Source organism: Mesorhizobium sp. B2-5-4 (genome assembly GCF_006441095.1).
Classification (GTDB): Bacteria; Pseudomonadota; Alphaproteobacteria; order Rhizobiales; family Rhizobiaceae; genus Mesorhizobium; species Mesorhizobium salmacidum.
On the sequence record NZ_VFUR01000001.1, the window covers coordinates 369,620 to 386,522 of the forward strand.

Annotated in this window: 15 protein-coding genes and 1 tRNA gene; 9 read left to right on the forward strand and 7 right to left on the reverse strand. The window is 61.5% G+C overall.

Annotation, left to right across the window (positions count from 1 at the left end; all coding sequences use genetic code 11):
- Positions 1-42 precede the first annotated feature (42 nt).
- Entirely contained in the window at positions 43-366 is a 324-nt protein-coding gene (gene hspQ / locus FJ492_RS01890; protein ID WP_027142695.1) for a heat shock protein HspQ, read from the forward strand.
- 81 nt (positions 367-447) lie between these two features.
- Here hspQ and FJ492_RS01895 read toward each other — a convergent pair whose 3' ends face one another.
- Positions 448-1,077 carry an invasion associated locus B family protein gene (locus FJ492_RS01895; RefSeq protein ID WP_015317881.1) on the reverse strand — a complete coding sequence of 210 codons (630 nt, stop codon included), beginning with the start codon at positions 1,075-1,077 and terminating at the stop codon, positions 448-450.
- A gap of 232 nt (positions 1,078-1,309) precedes the next feature.
- On the opposite strand from FJ492_RS01895, the gene FJ492_RS01900 reads away from it, so the two are divergent.
- Both FJ492_RS01900 and FJ492_RS01905 read left to right on the forward strand, forming a co-directional pair.
- Entirely contained in the window at positions 1,310-3,130 is a 1,821-nt protein-coding gene (locus FJ492_RS01900; protein WP_140768202.1) for an extracellular solute-binding protein, read from the forward strand.
- 16 nt (positions 3,131-3,146) lie between these two features.
- The gene (locus FJ492_RS01905) at positions 3,147-3,827 is read left to right on the forward strand and encodes a DsbA family protein (RefSeq protein ID WP_140768204.1); all 681 of its coding nucleotides are present in this window, start codon (positions 3,147-3,149) and stop codon (positions 3,825-3,827) included.
- Positions 3,828-3,962: 135 nt separating this feature from the next.
- Here FJ492_RS01905 and FJ492_RS01910 read toward each other — a convergent pair whose 3' ends face one another.
- The gene (locus FJ492_RS01910) at positions 3,963-4,316 is read right to left on the reverse strand and encodes a hypothetical protein (protein ID WP_140768206.1); all 354 of its coding nucleotides are present in this window, start codon (positions 4,314-4,316) and stop codon (positions 3,963-3,965) included.
- A 66-nt stretch (positions 4,317-4,382) separates the two neighbouring features.
- On the opposite strand from FJ492_RS01910, the gene FJ492_RS01915 reads away from it, so the two are divergent.
- Entirely contained in the window at positions 4,383-6,275 is a 1,893-nt protein-coding gene (locus FJ492_RS01915; RefSeq protein ID WP_181166564.1) for an ABC transporter ATP-binding protein/permease, read from the forward strand.
- Positions 6,276-6,546: 271 nt separating this feature from the next.
- Positions 6,547-7,911 (forward strand): magnesium transporter, encoded by a 1,365-nt coding sequence (gene mgtE / locus FJ492_RS01920; RefSeq protein WP_140505357.1) that lies wholly within the window; start codon positions 6,547-6,549, stop codon positions 7,909-7,911.
- 53 nt (positions 7,912-7,964) lie between these two features.
- On the opposite strand, the gene gor is transcribed toward mgtE, so the two are convergent.
- The 3 genes from gor to rpiA all read right to left on the reverse strand — a co-directional run bounded on the left by gor (position 7,965) and on the right by rpiA (position 10,812).
- The gene (gor, locus tag FJ492_RS01925) at positions 7,965-9,356 is read right to left on the reverse strand and encodes a glutathione-disulfide reductase (RefSeq protein ID WP_140505359.1); all 1,392 of its coding nucleotides are present in this window, start codon (positions 9,354-9,356) and stop codon (positions 7,965-7,967) included.
- Positions 9,357-9,473: 117 nt separating this feature from the next.
- Positions 9,474-10,094: a DUF2059 domain-containing protein gene (locus tag FJ492_RS01930; RefSeq protein WP_140505361.1), complete on the reverse strand. Its 621-nt coding sequence runs from the start codon at positions 10,092-10,094 to the stop codon at positions 9,474-9,476.
- On the reverse strand, positions 10,081-10,812 hold the full coding sequence (rpiA, locus tag FJ492_RS01935; RefSeq protein ID WP_140505363.1) for a ribose-5-phosphate isomerase RpiA: 732 nt from the start codon (positions 10,810-10,812) through the stop codon (positions 10,081-10,083). Before rpiA ends, FJ492_RS01930 begins: the two co-directional genes overlap by 14 nt.
- A gap of 253 nt (positions 10,813-11,065) precedes the next feature.
- On the opposite strand from rpiA, the gene FJ492_RS01940 reads away from it, so the two are divergent.
- The 4 genes from FJ492_RS01940 to FJ492_RS01960 all read left to right on the forward strand — a co-directional run bounded on the left by FJ492_RS01940 (position 11,066) and on the right by FJ492_RS01960 (position 13,957).
- A complete protein-coding gene (locus FJ492_RS01940; protein ID WP_140711593.1) occupies positions 11,066-11,749 on the forward strand; it encodes a phosphoglycolate phosphatase in 684 nt (227 codons plus the stop codon).
- Between the two features lie 138 nt (positions 11,750-11,887).
- A tRNA-Val gene (locus FJ492_RS01945) sits at positions 11,888-11,962 on the forward strand.
- Between the two features lie 262 nt (positions 11,963-12,224).
- The gene (locus FJ492_RS01950) at positions 12,225-12,482 is read left to right on the forward strand and encodes a PepSY domain-containing protein (protein WP_027142686.1); all 258 of its coding nucleotides are present in this window, start codon (positions 12,225-12,227) and stop codon (positions 12,480-12,482) included.
- A 998-nt stretch (positions 12,483-13,480) separates the two neighbouring features.
- Positions 13,481-13,957 (forward strand): hypothetical protein, encoded by a 477-nt coding sequence (locus FJ492_RS01960; protein ID WP_140505369.1) that lies wholly within the window; start codon positions 13,481-13,483, stop codon positions 13,955-13,957.
- 3 nt (positions 13,958-13,960) lie between these two features.
- Here FJ492_RS01960 and FJ492_RS01965 read toward each other — a convergent pair whose 3' ends face one another.
- Both FJ492_RS01965 and FJ492_RS01970 read right to left on the reverse strand, forming a co-directional pair.
- Positions 13,961-15,847: a murein L,D-transpeptidase gene (locus FJ492_RS01965; protein ID WP_140768210.1), complete on the reverse strand. Its 1,887-nt coding sequence runs from the start codon at positions 15,845-15,847 to the stop codon at positions 13,961-13,963.
- Between the two features lie 210 nt (positions 15,848-16,057).
- The gene (locus FJ492_RS01970) at positions 16,058-16,804 is read right to left on the reverse strand and encodes a 3-oxoacyl-ACP reductase family protein (protein WP_140505373.1); all 747 of its coding nucleotides are present in this window, start codon (positions 16,802-16,804) and stop codon (positions 16,058-16,060) included.
- Positions 16,805-16,903 lie beyond the last annotated feature (99 nt).

Here is a 16,903-nt window from a genome sequence, read left to right on the forward strand (position 1 = left end):
AGTCTGCGCCAAATAAAGTCAAGGAATTCAGTGGTGAGTACGATGAAAACGGCCAAATTCGCGATCGGACAGGTGGTTCGCCACCGGCTGTTCCCGTTCCGAGGCATTATTTTCGACGTCGATCCGCAATTCGCCAACACCGACGAATGGTACGAAGCCATCCCCGCCGACGTGCGGCCGCGCAAGGACCAGCCGTTCTACCACCTGCTCGCCGAGAATTCGGAAACCGAATACATCGCCTATGTCTCAGAGCAGAATCTGCTCGAGGATCAGTCGGGAGAACCCGTCCGCCATCCGCAGATCAAGGAAATGTTCGACAAGAAGCCGGATGGGCGCTACGCGCCGAAACGGCAGTCCAGGCACTGACTTCCGGCATACTGAGAGGGACAGAAATGAAAAAGCGGGCATGACCCCGCTTTTTTGACTCGATAATGACACGATGGTGGATCAGTTCGCGGTCTTCGCCTTATCCTGCTCGTCCTTGAGCTTCTTGGCGAAGTCCTGGTTGTTCTTGGCGACGAAGTCCTGGAGCTTCTTCTGCCGGTCCTCGATGTCCGACTGCTGCAGCGGGGGGCCGTCATAGGCGCCGCTGAAGCCCTGCAGCGCGATCTTGATCGGGTTGGCCTGGTTCTGGAAATTGATCGAGGTCAGCGTGATCCCCTGACCCTTCTTGAACGAGGCGACGAGCTGGTCGGTCAGCGGCACTTCGGCCACGCAACGATCCGGGAAGCAGATGACATAGTCGAGCTTCTGCGCCTTGCCGGTGTCGATCTGCAGGCCTATGCCGGGAGGCACGAGGCGACCGGTCGGGACCGTCACCTGGAACACCTTGCGGTTCACCTTGCCCTTGAGCTCGATCAGGCTGACACCGGTGACGAGCTGGCCATTGCCAGCGGTGACGATGTTCTGGACATTGCAGATGTCGACATCTTCCTGCTTGGTGCAGGCCTTGAACCAGCCCTGCGGAATCTGCGGCTGCTGCTGCGCGGAAGCAGAGGGAAGTCCTGCGCCGAGAAAGCCAACCACGCCTGCGGCCATGACCGACAGGCGGTACGCGTTGCTGTTCAGGCTCGTCATGTCGTGTACTTCCTCTCAATGATCCCGGGACCGGCTTCTTCGTGCCGTGTGGTCCAGCTACCTGTTGCCAAAATGAGGCAACAGAATGACTTCGGACGGCGTGTTACACTGCAAGCGGCGTCGAATCCAGCCCGCCCACTTGTAATTCTTGACGACGCCATTGGCCGCCACGCAGTTGCCCCATGCTAGGGTGCGGACCGAATCATCAAGCCGACCTGTTAAGGAGACGGTCATGGGCCGCGTTCTTGTTTGGCTGGTCACCGCACTATCGTTTTTCACCCTGTCATCGCCACCGGCGCTGTCGGAGCCGAAATACGCGATAGCGATGCAGGGCGAACCGGCCCTGCCGCCGGACTACACCCATTTCAGCTACGTCAATCCCGACGCGCCGAAGGGTGGCAGCATCACTTATTGCGTCGTCGGCAGCTTTGACAATCTAAACCCTTTCATCCTGAAAAGCCTGCGCACGACGGCGCGCGGCATGATGGACACGATTTTCGGCAATCTGGTGTTCGAGCCGCTGATGCAGCGCAGTGCAGACGAGGCTTTTACCCTCTATGGGCTTTTGGCCGACACAGCTGACATGGACCCCGAGCGCAAGAGCATCGAGTTCCATCTCAACCCGAACGCCAAATGGTCGGATGGTCAGCCGGTGACGCCGGAAGACGTGCTGTTCACTTACGATGCCTATACGCAGAAAGGCCGCCCGCCCTATAGCGACCGCATGGCCAGGATCGCCAAGCTCGAAAAGACCGGCGGCCATAGCGTGCGCTTCACCTTCAACGACAAGGCCGATCGTGAGTTTCCCCTGATCATCGCGCTGACGCCGATCATCCCCAAGCACGCGTTCGACATCGATACTTTCGACAGAACGACGCTGAAGCCGTTGATCGGAAGCGGTCCCTACAGGATCGCGCAGGTGACGCCCGGCCAACGCATCGTCTTCAAGCGCAACCCCGACTACTGGGGCAAGGACATTCCCGCCAAGCGCGGTTTCGACAATTACGACCAGATCACCATCGAGTATTTTCTCAACGCCAACGCCAAGCTCGAAGCCTTCAAGAAGGGACTTTGCGCCATCGATGACGACGGCGATCCGGTGAAACGCGAGCGCGATCTCGACTTTCCCGCCTTTCATAGGGGTGACGTGGTTTCTGAAACCTTCGACACCGGCATTCCGCCCGTCGTGACCGGTTTTCTGTTCAACACGAGGCTACCGAAGTTTTCCAACCCGGTGGTTCGGCGCGCGCTCGGCATGCTTTATGATTTCGAATGGGCCAACAAAAATCTGTTCGGCGGCAAGTACACCCGCACGATGAGCTATTGGCAAAATTCGGAACTTTCCGCGCTCGGCCATCCGGCTGACGACAGGGAAAAGGCGCTTCTGGCGCCCTACCCCGGCCGCGTGCCGGCCGACGTAATGGACGGCACCTGGAAACCGCCGGTGACGGACGGTTCGGGCCAGGACCGCAAGGTGCTGAAGACCGCTTTCGACCTTCTGAAAAGCATCGGCTACCAAGTGAACAACGGCACGATGATCGATCCCGATGGCAAACCTTTTGGCTTCGAGATCCTGACCGCCTCGCAGGACGAAGAGCGTCTGGCCGGCATCTACCAGCGCACATTGGAGAAGATTGGCATCAACGTCAGCATCCGCAGCCTCGACGGCGACCAGATCCAGTCGCGCAAGCAGCGTTTCGATTTCGAAGTCCTGATCGGCTCCAGCGGCTTCAACAATTCGTTGTCCCCTGGCATCGAACAGATCGGGCGCTGGTCGTCCGCCGCGGCCAGGACGGAAGGATCGTTCAATCTCGCCGGCGTCGCCGATCCGGCGATCGATGCGGCCATCGACGCAATGCTGCGAGCCCGTTCGAAGGAGGATTATGTCGCGGCGGTTCGCGTTCTTGACCGGCTGCTGATCTCCGGCAATTACATGGTGCCGATGCAATACAACACGCAGCAGTGGCTTGCTTACTGGAATTATCTGGAACATCCGCGAAAGACGCCCATATTCGGTTACCAGTTGCCGACCTGGTGGCGCAAACCGAACTGAAAATCCGGAGATAGAGATGAACGAAGCGAACGCCATAACCGTCGATGTGGTGTCGGACGTCGTCTGCCCGTGGTGCTTCATCGGTCAGAAGCGGCTGGACAAGGCGATCGCCGCGGCCGGAGATGTCGAAGTTCATATACGCTGGCGACCGTTCCAGCTCGATCCCACCATCCCGCCGCAAGGCAAGGATCGCCGCGACTACATGCTGGCCAAGTTCGGCAGCGAGGAGCGCATTCGCGAAATTCATGCCCGCATCGAGCCGCTTGGCGAGGCCGAGGGCATCTCCTTTGCCTTCGATGCCATAAAGGTGGCACCGAACACGCTCGACGCGCATCGGTTGATCCGCTGGGCCGGTGCCGCCGGCGAGGACGTTCAGAACAGGCTGGTGCGCCGCCTATTCCAGCTGAATTTCGAGGAAGGCGTCAACATCGGCGACCATATGGTACTGGTCGAAGCTGCCCGCGAGGCCGGCATGGACGCCTCGGTTGTTGAAACGCTCTTGCCGAGCGACGCCGATGTCGAAGCGGTTCGCACGGAAATCGCGACCGCGTCGCGCATGGGCATCACAGGCGTCCCGTGCTTCCTGCTCGAGGGTAAATATGCCGTGATGGGCGCGCAGGACGCGGACACGTTGGCTGATGCGATCCGTCAGGTCGCGGCGGCCAAGGCGCGTGGTGAATTGGAAAAGGCCGACTGAGGCCAGCAGACGCCACTTCGCCGCCATTTTGGCCTTGCTGATGAGAGAATCCGCCACCGTTGGCGCGCTGGTGCGGATCAACCCCTTGGTTGATGACGGGACAGGCGAGTTTGGCGACGTCGCTGCGGCAAGGAATCAGACATTGAGGGCGGCGTACTTCGGGAATTCTGGCCAGGCCCAGTAAGAAAATCCCCCGCCCCACACGGCTTTTGAGTCACAAAGCCGTGTAAGAAGCTTCCCTAGGGGAAGATCGGCCGCGGCCATGGCCGTGGCGCCTAAATGCCTGAAATCCACGGAAATTTTCTGGTCATCATCCACCGTTTTTATGGCAATTCGATCTTCAATCTGTTGCCTCAGGGCAACGGCCGCGGCGGTTTTCTGGTCGGCCCGGTTTAAAATTAATGGAAAATGATCAATTGGTGTTACCATCCGTAACAAAATAAAAAAGGTTTGGGCGGGATCGTGATTCGGATCGGCAGACGATCGCAAGAGTCAGTACCGGATGGACTACACCGCGACGCCGCAGGGCAGTCGCATTTGACGCCGGTATCCTCGATGCGCAATTTCTGGGGGCTCATGCGAGCCTACTGGGTCTCGGACCGCTGGAAGGAAGCCTGGACGCTGACTCTGGTGATCGCGCTGCTCACCGCGCTGTCCAGCAAGGCCAGCGTCTGGTTCGCCATGGCTTCGGGCGAATTGGTGAACTCAATTGCCTTCCTGCACGACGCCGCCAACACCCGTCCGCTGGAGACAATCCTGACCAACGCCGGCGTGCTGGTGCTGCTCGTCCTGCTCAAGGATGCCGGCTTCACTGGTATTCGCAATCTCGTCTCGGCAACCTTGCACCGCAAATGGCGTGGCTGGCTGAATGACAAATTCAACCAGGCCTTGCTCGACGGCAACCATACCCATTTCCATGCTCAACATGGTTCCGCGGACGGCGGCATCGTTGCGCCCGACAACGTCGACCAGCGCATCCAGGAATCGATCAAGGACATGACCGGCGGTGCGATCGGCCTCGCCATGGGCGTGCTGGGGCTGGCGACTTCGCTCTACTTTATCGGCCAGAACCTGCTGCAGTCGTCAGTGGAGGTCAAAGGTCTGGAGTTCCTTGGCAGCTATGGCAGCGCCGTTCTTGCCCTTCTCGCGGTCGCCACTTACGTGCCCCTCAACACCTGGATCGCGGTCAAGCTCGGCAGCCTGCTCGAACGTCTCAATATTCGCATGCAGAAGGCTGAGGGAAGCTATCGTAGCGAACTGACGACATTCCTGCGCCGCAGCTTCCATGTCGCCGCCTCACATGGCGAGGGCGTGCAGAAAATGATGCACGACCGGCTCTATGTCGACATCGATCGCACCTGGGGACGGCTGAATGTCGTCAACACGAGCTATATGTCGTTCGAGTTGATCTACAATTTCATCGGCGCCCGTATTGTGGCCTATGCTCCTGGCCTGTTGCCGTTCATCCACAGCCGCCTGGACTATAAAGGCTACATCACCGGCTCCGAAATGGTGGGCCAACTCATCAGCCAGTGTTCGTGGTTCATCCATGTCATGCCCGCCATCGCCACGCTTCGCGCCAATAGCCAGCGTGTGACGGAGCTCGCCAACGCGATCGAGAACGTCCAGCACCCACAGGAATTCTACAGCCAGAGCGGCCGTTCCGACTTCCACTACGCCAGCCAAAATCCGGTTTTCGGCCTGACCATCCAGAAGCTGGAGCTGGCGCACCAGGGCGAGGACGCGACGCCATTCCTCAGTTCCGCCAACCTGCGCTTCCGGCGCGGTGAATGGACCTTCCTGAAAGGCGAATCCGGTTGCGGTAAGACCTCGCTGATCAAGGCGATCAACGGCTTGTGGCCCTACGGCCGCGGCACCATCGTCTTCCCGGAGGGCGTGAAGAGTTTTTATGCCGCCCAGGAGGTCAAGCTGCCGCAGGTGTCGCTGAAGCAGCTTGTCTGCCTGCCCGGCTCCGAACGCGATCATGGCGATGCCCAGGTTGCGTCGGCGCTGCACAAGGCTGGCCTTGGCGATTTCATCGAACACATGGCCAATGAAAGTCGCGAGGGCAAAAGCTGGGATCAGGTCCTGTCGGGCGGCCAGAAACAGAAGCTGGTGGTGGCTCGTATCATACTGCAGCAGCCGGGACTGTTGTTCCTCGACGAAGCGACCGGTGCTCTCGACCCTGACGGCAAGATCGCCTTCCACCAGGCCATCAAGGACAACTGCCCCGATGTGACGGTGATCAGTGTCATGCACGAAGCCGTGGCGCCGAGATCGGCTGCCGGCACCGAGTTCTACCACTCGATGGTCCTGATTGCCGACGGTGTCGCCACGAAGAAACCGCTCGCCCCGAGCCTGCCCCTCGAACTCACCACGATCCTGGCCCAGCCAAGGCCGGTCGAGGACAAATGGACGCGGTTCTCGCGCCGGCTGAAGCAGAAATAACGATGACGTCACCGGGACTTGCCGCGTCAAACGGCGGACGGTGATCACAGTCTCGCGATCGGCGCCGCTCGGCACTGTTTTACTTCCTCACTGCGATTGACTCGGCAAGGCGCGCTCCTATGTTGCGCCGGCTTGCAGACAGTCAAAAGCGAACCCGCAAGCGGAAAGGTCACCGCGCCATGCCTGGCGACAGTCACAGTCGAACGCAACCGCCGTCCGCCTAGACGTGACCTGAATGGTTCATGTCCTGCCGGACGGCAAGGAGTGAACCATGAACGATTTTTCCCCCGTAGCGGACGACGAGGCCGTCGCCATCGCCCGCATCCTTGCCAATGACCACGTCGCCGACGTCGTCGAGGCGCTCAATCATGAATCGCGCGAAACCGCGACGGAGCTGCTTTGCGCCGTACCCTTCGAACGGCTGGTCGAGATTTTCGATCAGCCGGAGCTTGAGGGCGCGCCCGAACTGGCGGAGGCCCTGCCCCGTCCCAAGGCGAGCAAGCTGCTCACCGCCATGTCCGTCGACCGCGCGGCCGACATTCTGCGCGAGCTCGAAGAGCCGGCACGCTCCGAACTGCTCGGCGCATTGGCGCCGCCGCTGCGCGCGACCCTGCTTTCCATTCTGGGCTATCCCGAAGGCAGCGCCGCCTCGATCATGACGACGGAGTTCGTCAGCGTTCCCTCCGACTGGACCGTCGGGCGCACGCTCGATTACATCCGCAAGGTCGAGCGGACGCGCGAGACCGTCTATGCAATCTACATCGTCGATCCGCAAACACACCTCCTGGTGCGGTCGACCGGCTTGCGTCGGCTCATCACCGGTGAGCCGGACGACTCGATCCTGTCGGTGGCGCCCGACCGCATGCCGGTGACGGTCAGCCCGCTGACCGATCGCGAAAACCTGGCGCAGACGATCTCCAAATACGATCTGCTCGCCGTTCCGGTGGTGGACCACGGCAAGATCCTCGGCATCGTCACCATCGACGACATCATCGACACGATGATCGAGGAGACCACGGAGGACGTACATCGCTTCGGCGGCATGGAGGCTCTGGACGAGCCGTATATGAAGATGAGCTTCCTCGCCATGATCAAGAAGCGTGGCGGCTGGCTCTGCGCGCTGTTCATCAGCGAGATGCTGACGGCCAATGCGATGCAAAGCTATGAGGGCGAGCTGGAGAAAGCGATCGTGCTGACGCTGTTCATTCCGCTGATCATGAGCTCGGGCGGCAATTCCGGCTCGCAGGCGACATCGCTGGTCATCCGTGCGCTGGCGCTGCGCGAGATCGGCCTTCGCGACTGGTGGCGGGTGGCGTTGCGCGAATTGCCCACCGGTCTCGTGCTCGGCGCCATGCTCGGCGTGGTCGGCGTCTGCCGCATCGCGCTCTGGCAATATATGGGCTTCTACGACTATGGCCCGCACTGGCCGCTGATCGCCACGACTGTCGGCGCCGCACTGGTCGGCATCGTCACCTTCGGTTCGCTGTCGGGGTCGATGCTGCCTTTCGCCCTGAAACGGGTCGGTTTCGACCCCGCCAGCGCATCCGCGCCGTTTGTCGCCACGCTGGTCGATGTCACCGGACTGGTAATCTATTTCTCGGTGGCGCTGGTCATCCTGCGCGGCACGTTGCTGTAGCGGTTTGACCGCCGCCGCCGGCCAAGGCTGGCGGCGGCGCGATAGCCGAGGCGTCAGATGCGCTCGCCGTCCTTCACGCGGTAGGTCGGCTTGTACATGGTGACGAGCTCTTCTGCCGCGGTCGGATGAACGGCCATTGTGCGGTCGAAATCATCCTTGGTCAGCCCCGCCTTCAGGGGGATGCCGAGCAGCTGTGCCATTTCGCCGGCGTCCGGCCCTAGTATGTGGGCGCCGAGAACCTTGCGCGAAGCGCCGTCGACGACCAGCTTGATCAGCATCTTTTCGTCACGGCCCGACAGCGTGTGCCGCATCGGCCGGAAGCTGGCGCGGTAGATCTCGATGTCGGCGAAGCGTTTGACGGCTTCGTCCTCCGATAGGCCGACCGTGCCGATTTCCGGTTGCGAGAAGACGGCGGTCGCGATTGTATCGTGGTCGGGCGCCGTCGGATTGTCCTTGAACGCCGTCTCGACGAAGCACATCGCTTCGTGGATCGCCACCGGCGTAAGCTGCACGCGGTTCGTGACATCGCCGATTGCCCAGATATTGTCGATGTTGGTGCGGGAATAATCATCGACTTTGATCGCACCGGTCGCGGTGGCCATCTCGATGCCTATACCTTCCAGGCCCATATTCTCGCTGTTGGGGATGCGGCCGATGGCCAGCATCACCTGGTCGACCGTCAGCACCTGCCCGCTGATGAGCTGCGCGTCGAGCCGCCCGTCCGGCCGCTTGCTGACCGATTCGGAGACGGAATGGCAAAGGATTTTGATCCCCTTCTTTTCCATCGTCTCATGCAGCGTGCGCCGCAGGTCCATGTCGAAGCGGCCAAGAATTTCCTTGCCGCGATAGACCAGCGTGGTGTCGACGCCGAGCCCGTGAAAGATGTTGGCGAACTCGACCGCGATATAGCCGCCGCCCTCGATCATGATCGCCTTCGGCAGTTCCTTGAGGTCGAAAGCCTCATTGGAAAAGATGCAGTGTTCGTGGCCGGGCAGTGCCGGATGCGCCGCCGGACGGCCGCCGGTGGCGATCAGGATCTGATCGGCGGTGACGGTGCGGTCCTCGCTCAGGAGATGGATCACGTGCGGGTCGACGATCATCGCCCGCGAATGAAAGGTCTCGCCGCCCGAACCCTCGACGTTTTTCTTGTAGATCGACTCCAGGCGGCTGATCTCGCGGTCCTTGTTGGCGACCAGCATCTGCCAGTCGAAACTGGCTTCCGGCACCGTCCAGCCGTAGCCGGCGGCGTCGGCGAAATGCTCGGGAAATTGCGAGGCATAGACATAGAGCTTTTTCGGCACGCAGCCCCTGATGACGCAGGTGCCGCCAAAACGGTATTCTTCGGCGATGCCGACGCGCTTGCCGAGCGCTGCCGCGACCCGTGCCGCCCTCACCCCGCCGGAGCCTCCGCCGATGACGAAGAGGTCGTAATCATAACCGGCCATGAAGCGGCTCCTTGAACGCCAAAATGTGAGTGACAGGTAGGCCGCAAACCACCAAAAGAAAAGCCCGGACAGGCCGGGCTTTACAGATGGCCGCAAAGGCCGCGCTTGAAATGCGGATCAGTTCTGCGTGTCGTCGGCAGGAGCCGAACCGTCGGCGGGTGCGGCGCCATCCGCCGGGGCCGCATTGTCGGCCGGAGCGGCGCCATCGGCGGGCGCAGGCGCAGCCGGCGCCTTCGCTTTTGCCGCCGCCGCCAGCGTTTCGCCGACCTGCTGGGCAAGATCGCGAGCTACGCCGTTCTGCCAGATGTCGGCGGCCTTGACGAGGTCGCGTGTCACGGTCGGGCCGCTGTCGAGCAGCTTCTTGCCGGACTCGGAGCTGTAGAAGGCCGCGATGTCGGTGAGTTCCTTTTCGGAAAACACTTTCGCATAGGCAAGAGCCGCTTCCTTCTCGAGATCCGCGCGGCGCGAGGCCATCGCCAGTGCCTTCTCGTTGATCGTCTTGCCGATCAGCTCCTGCATGTCAGGGTTCTTCTGGATGAGCTGCGATTCGAGCGCCGCGGCGGCCTGCGGCAGGATGTTGTCGAACGGGTCGGTCGCGTGGATCGCGGCAACCGCGGCGCGTGCGGCCTTCAGATGCGATTCCGTGACATCCTGCGCGAAGACAGGCGAGGAGAACGCGAAGACGGCCGAAGCCGCCACAAGGACGGAAAGACGGCGAACCCGGTTATGCAACATCATGATCGGTAGAACTCCCTGGTTTTCGGGCGGCATGGACAGTTTGGATACCGTCGCCGCCGGCGATTATGGCCGCTGACGCCAGCCCGATGAAAAGACCGTGCTCGACCACGCCAGGAATGGCGTGGAGAGCATTCGAAAGCGCTCTTGTATCCGGAATGCGGCCAAAAGATGCATCGAGGATAAAATGGCCGCCGTCTGTAACAAAAGGCTGGCCTCCCGTCATCCTCAATGTCACCGGACCGGAAAGGCCGAGATTTTCAGCCGCCATGGCCACGGCGATCTCGGTCGCGCGCAGGCCGAACCGGTTGACTTCGACGGGAAGAGGAAACCGGCCGAGCGTCTCGACCATCTTCGAACGGTCGGCGATGACGATCATGCGCTGCGAGGCCGCGGCCACGATCTTCTCACGCAGCAGCGCACCGCCGCCGCCCTTGATCAATGTCAGCTCTGGGTCGACTTCGTCGGCGCCGTCAACGGTGAGATCGAGTTCGGGCGTTTCCTCCAGCGTCGACAGCGGCACGCCGAGTTCGCGGCACAGCGCAGCGGTGCGTTCCGAGGTTGGCACCCCTGTTATGGTCATGCCGGAGGCAACTTTGTCGGCGAGCAGCCGCACGAACTCGTCGGCAGTGGTGCCGGTACCGATGCCGAGCCGCATGCCGTCGGTGACATGGGCAAGCGCGGCCCGCGCGGCCTCGACCTTCAATTGCCTCGCATCCATGCCGTTTGCTGCCCCGAAACCTAATGCATGGCGCCCAAAAGTGACCTCGGTTTTGGGAAACGACATGCATGAAACAAAGACCCAAAGCGCGCCGCAGGGAGTCCGTTTCGACGCAACGCGCTTTAGCGTTTCGGGCTCCTAGCACTTTTGCCGGCCGGGTCAAAGCCTTTGGCGGCGGCCTCACCAGTCTGCTTGCCTTAAAGCGTCGCAGCCGCTATCGCGTGCCGATGCACAAACCTGCGCAGGATGGATCATGAGTCGCCCGATCATCGTGTTCGACCTCGATGGAACGCTGATTGACACGGCGCCGGACCTGCTCGACAGCCTCAACCACAGCCTGGCGGCCAGCCAACTGGCGGCCGTCGACGAAGCCGGCTTCAGACGCTTCGTCGGCCATGGCGGCCGGGTGATGATCGAACGGGCGCATGCCGCGCAGCAACGATCTCTCAAGGTTGAGGAGCACGACCGGCTGCTGAAACTATTCCTCGATCACTACACTGACAATATTCCTGGCAAATCCCGCCCCTACCCCGGCGTGATCGAGGCGATTGCCCGCTTTGAGAAGGCCGGCTATCTGCTGGCCATCTGCACGAACAAATACGAAGCCAACTCGCTGGCGCTGATCGAAGCGCTTGGCTTTACCAGGCATTTCGCGGCAATTGCCGGGCAGGACACGTTCGCGTTCCGCAAGCCCGATCCGCGTCACCTGATCGAAACCATCAAACGGGCCGGCGGCGATCCGCACTGCGCCTTGATGGTGGGCGATTCGCAAACAGATATCGACACCGCCAAGGCCGCCGGCATTCCTGTCGTCGCCGTCGACTTCGGCTACACCGACCGTCATGTGCGCGAGTTCGAGCCCTCGGCGGTGATATCGCATTTTGATGCCTTGACGCTCGATCTGGCGCAAGGGCTGATCGGCGCCGCCGCACACTGAGCGCCGGCGATGAAAATGTCTCCGGAACGGCCCTGGCGGGACCGCAAATCCGATCTGTGTGAGAACACCAGACACTGCCTTGACTTAACGGGCCGGCCTCCCTTATATCGCGGCTCGCTTGGCCTTCGGGCAACGAGCGGGCGATTAGCTCAGCGGGAGAGCACACCCTTCACACGGGTGGGGTCGCAGGTTCAATCCCTGCATCGCCCACCATCTATTTGCTGGCATCACATCGGCAGCTACAGTCCGCCCCTTCAGCGTTCTGCCTTTTTGCGCAGGCATTGAAACGTCGGGACGACGACGTGACGCCAACGTTGTATGGCCATGAGTATTGAAGCGGCCATCGTGGTTTTTGGCATAGGACGCTTGTCTTGCCGCAACTGCAAATCCTTGGATCGGATGACCCGGCATGCCCACATGCGGAACAAACCTGCATGGCAGCGAGTTTCCCTCCGTCGAAACTTGAGGGAAAACCATGTCCAGATTTCTGCTTGCGACCTCCGTCGCCGTTCTTCTCGCCGCCGGGCCTGCCTTTGCCGCGGATGAAACTCCGCTGCCGCCACCCAATGCCAAGAAGCTGTCGGAGATCATCGCCAAGGTCGAGCAGCGTGACGGGTTTCGCTACGTGAAAGAGGTCGACTGGGACAAGGACGGCTACACCGTCACCTACTACACCTCGGACAAGGCAAAGGTCGAAATCGACTTCGATCCTGTGACGGCCGAACCAAAATAGGATTCGTAGGGATATCCTCGTCGCGAATGCGCTGCCTACGAGCATTCTCAACGACGAAACGGGAGCCCAAATTGTCCATCCTTGGGGTATGTTATGCGCCGGCGCGGGCCGCGCCTTGGGCAAACCTGTTGGCTTGGGGGCCGTGATGCGATGTTTCGTTAGAACTTATTTGCTGTCTGTGCTCGCCATCGTCCCAGCCGGCAGTTTCCTTGCCGTTTCTCCGGCGCAGGCCGATGGGCCGTCCTTCGACTGCGCCAAGGCAAGCCTGCCGGCGGAAAAGGCGATCTGCGCCGACCCGCAACTGTCGGCGATCGATCTACTGGTTTCGAAGGCGTACAAGGGTTTCGAGCCGGCGTTCGGCGGCGACAAGCGCAAGATTGCCCGCGGGCTGATCGCCGACCGCAATGCCTGCAAGAGCGATACGGCCTGTGTCGTCAGCGCGCTCAACAACGCCTTGCAGACCTATGGGAATGCGCCATCCTGGGTGCAGGACTACAACGTCGCGCTGATTGGCAAGAAGGCGCTCGAAGCCGCCGGGCGAAACCCCGGGCGTAACGATCAGCCCTTGCCCTTAGCAATCGGCCAATGCGCATCGACGCACATCAAGACGCTTACCACGCGCCTCGGCGACGATCCGCTGGAAACGGCCAGTCCCGACGCGGGCAGCGCGGCCACGTTCACCAATGGTGGCGGGGCTGTCTCCTATGATCGCGAGCCTGGATTGGCCGCCTCGAAAGTTGGAGAACCGGTCATCATGTGCTTGATCGCGATTCCCAGGGACTGCCCCAAGGACGACGACCGTGGCCGGGTCTATTATTCCGTCGACTCGTCGCGAAAGGCTCCTGGGCTCTGCCGGATTCGCAGCATATGTGCGGCGGCGCCTGAGTGGCTGGTCCGCCTGCGTCGGGCCTCGACGCTGGCCAGGTCTTCCGTCTCCCCTTGCGTCAATTCGCCATTGATGGCTGACTGTAGGATGAACGGGCTTCACGGGGGTGGGCATGTCGACTGCGAAGCACTTGATGAAGCGCGTCCTGATGATGCTGGCCGGTTATCTTGTCGCCATACTGGTTGGGCTGATCGCCGTAGTGGCGATTTATGCGGCGCTCAGTTCCCTGCCCAACGCGCCCGCCTATTTCGACCTCATGGGCGTCTCACCGATCGCTGCCTTGGTGGTGCCGCCGCTCGGCATGTTCATCTATTTCCTGACGGTTGTGCTGACCGCGCCACAGACGCTGATTTTCGCGCTGATCGCCGAGTTTTTCTCCCTGCGCAGCGCGCTGCTGCACATGCTCTTCGGCGCCGCCGCAGCGGCCGGCGGCTTCTTCCTGATCTGGCCGAGCGCGGCGGAGGACGTCGATCCGGAGCGCTGGGTCGATATCGGCATCATCGCCGTCGCCGGTCTTGTGGCCGGGCTGGTCTATTGGCTGATCGCCGGGCGCGACGCCGGCTTCCGGCGCCCGCTGTCAGAGAGTTAGCGATTAGCTCGAGGGTGAGCGCGCCGCCTCGGTCGCATCCAGGGCCTGCTTTAGCCGGGAATCGCGGTCATAGACGTCGCTGAAATACTCGACCTTGCCGGACATGTCTGGCCAGGCGGTGAAATAGGCGACATAGACCGGGATTTTGCGCGTTACATCCTCGGTCGAGTGTCCGTGCTTCAGCTTCTCCGCGATATAATCGACCGTGGTGCCGAGCACCGCCGCCGCCATGCCGCGCGGATCTTGCAGGCGTACACAGCCATGGCTGAGCGCGCGCATATCCTGCTTGAAGAACGATTTCTGCGGCGTGTCATGCATGTAGATCGCATGCTTATTGGGGAACAGGATCTTCAGTTCGCCCAACGCATTGGCCTCGCTCGGCTGCTGGCGCACATTGTAGGGAATGTTGGCGCCATAAGCGCCCCAGTCCACTGCCGACGAAGGAATGCGCTTGCCGCGTGAATCCGTCACCTCGTAGCCGGCACGGTCGAGATAGCCGGGGTCGCCGCGCAACCTCGGCAGCATTTCGTTGACGATTATCGACTGCGGCACGCCCCAGTAAGGGTGGAAATCGACCTGCTTGATCTGATCGTAGAAGAAGGCCGTCTGGTTGGTAACCCGACCGACGACGGCACGCGTCTTCAGCTTTTCCTGGCCGTCGTCAATGTAACTTGCGGTGAAGGCGGGCTGGTTGATGAAAACGCGCGGACTGCCGAGATCGGAAGGCAGCCAGCGCAGTTCTTCCAGCGCCACCTCGACCTTCAGCAGCCTGTCGGCCTTTGACGTCCCAGCCAGTGTGGCGACGGTACGCGGTCCGATGACGCCGTCACCCTTCATGCCCTCCTTCTGCTGCACCGCCTTGATGAGCGGGACCAGTTCGGGAACATAGACTTCGCTGGTCGCCAAACGCGACAGGACCTCGCCATAGCTGCCGCCCATCTCGTCGTCGAGATTACGCGCGATCAGCGACAGGAGCTTTGGCAGTTCGGGGCTGGTTTCGCCTGGCTTCAGCAGCAGCTTGGGATCGACGACGATCTCGTTCTCGGCACTCGCCTGCAGCGATTCCAGTTCGACGCGCAGCGCCTGATACTCCGCATTCTGCGGATGGCGCGATTCCAGATATGTGCGAACTTCTTGTGTATGCGCCAGTGTCTTCAGCACGCCTGTCATATCGAGCGGCTTGGCCGGGAAATCGTAGTAGCCGGTCATACGATTGGGCTCGACACGGCCGCTCTGGGCGTCATGGGCGTAACGCAGGACGCGTGCCGACAGCGCCATCTCGAAACGGACGAGTTCCTTTAGCTTGGCTGCGTCGTCTGTCGAGGTCGAACTGGTGGCCGGCACGTCGACGGTGTAGTCGGCAGGCGTGAGGCCGTAGCTGGCAGCCTCGCCGAGCACCCGCACGGCATCTTGCGCACGGTTGTTGGGGCTGGTTCCGCTCACCCAGATGAAATCCGGGTTGGCCGAGTAATAGGCGATCAGCGCCTTGGCGATGTCGGGCTCTGCGTAGAGTTCATAGTCGCTGAGGCCGGCAATGGCATCGTGGAAGGCAGCACCGGTGGCCGAAGGAACGAAAGCGGCATCCTGCGGTGTCGCCGGCTGCGGCGCGGTCGCTAGCGTCGAGAAGTCGACACGCACCAGCCTGTCGGCCTTGTAAGTATAGTATGACGGACCGCTGATCCTCACGCTACCGCCGCCGCTGCCGGCCGGCGCCTTCGGCTTGTACTTTGGCGGAGGAGGCGGAAATTCGCCCTTCGGCTCATGCCTGATCCCCCCGCCGAACAGCATGTCGAAAAGCCCTTGGGCCCCTGCCTGAGGCATGCCGAAGGCCAGCGTCGCCGTAATCGCCACCAGCGGCATCACGGTTGCTTTTTTACCGAGGAATTTCATGGATCACCCGCTCCGGTCGCAACCGGTTCCCGTTCCGCACGATAAACCGTCCCGCTCACCGCATGGCGGATGTAAGGCGCGACTATACCGATTCATACCGATTTCGTTAAGCTTTCATAAATTTCGGCAGGGCTGTTGCAGAACGGTTTCACAACGTCGTGACGGCCGGCGCGACCGAACCGTCGCCCCGGCCACGGGAAGCCTCGCGCCTCAAGCGTTTGCGCCGCCGTCGATGGTCAGCGCGGCTCCGGTGACGAAACGGCCCTCCGGTCCGGCGAGCCAGGCAACCATGCCGGCGATATCCTCCGCCTTGCCGAATCGCGGGGTCGCCATCTTCTGGCGCTGATGGTCGGCATGCGGGCCGTCGGCCGGGTTCATGTCGGTATCCGTCGAGCCGGGATGGACGACATTGGCGGTGATGCCGCGTGCCCCGAGGTCGCGGGCCAATGCCTTGGTCAGGCCGACCAGCGCCGCCTTGCTGGCCGAGTAGGCTCCCAGGCTGGTGTCGGTGACCCGCTCGGCCAGATTGCTGCCGATCGAGATGATCCTGCCGCCCTCGCCCATGTGTCTTGCCGCCGCTTTCGAGGCGATGAACGGCGCCCTCAGATTGACCGACATGGTTTCGTCGAATTCGGCAAGCGACAGCGTATCGATCGGCGCTGCGCGCCAGATGCCGGCACTGTTGACCAGAATGTCGAGCCGGCCGAAGGCGGTCACCGCATCGGCAACCGCTTGGTCTATGGCGTCGGCATCACGGTTGTCGGCCTTGATCGCGATGGCGCGACCGCCCTTGGTCTCTATCTCGGCGACGACGGACCGAGCCAGTTCCTCTCCATGCACGTAGGTCAGCGCGACATCGGCCCCGTCTGCCGCGAGCCTTCGCGCGATTGCCGCGCCGATACCGCGGCTGCCTCCGGTGACGAGTGCCGCCTTGCCGTTCAAACTTCCTGATGACATCGATTTCTCCATTTATGTAGCGATTGATACATAAATATCTGCCAACCTTGCCCAGTCGCGTCAACTCATTTATGTATCGATCAACACAGAAAAGGGCGT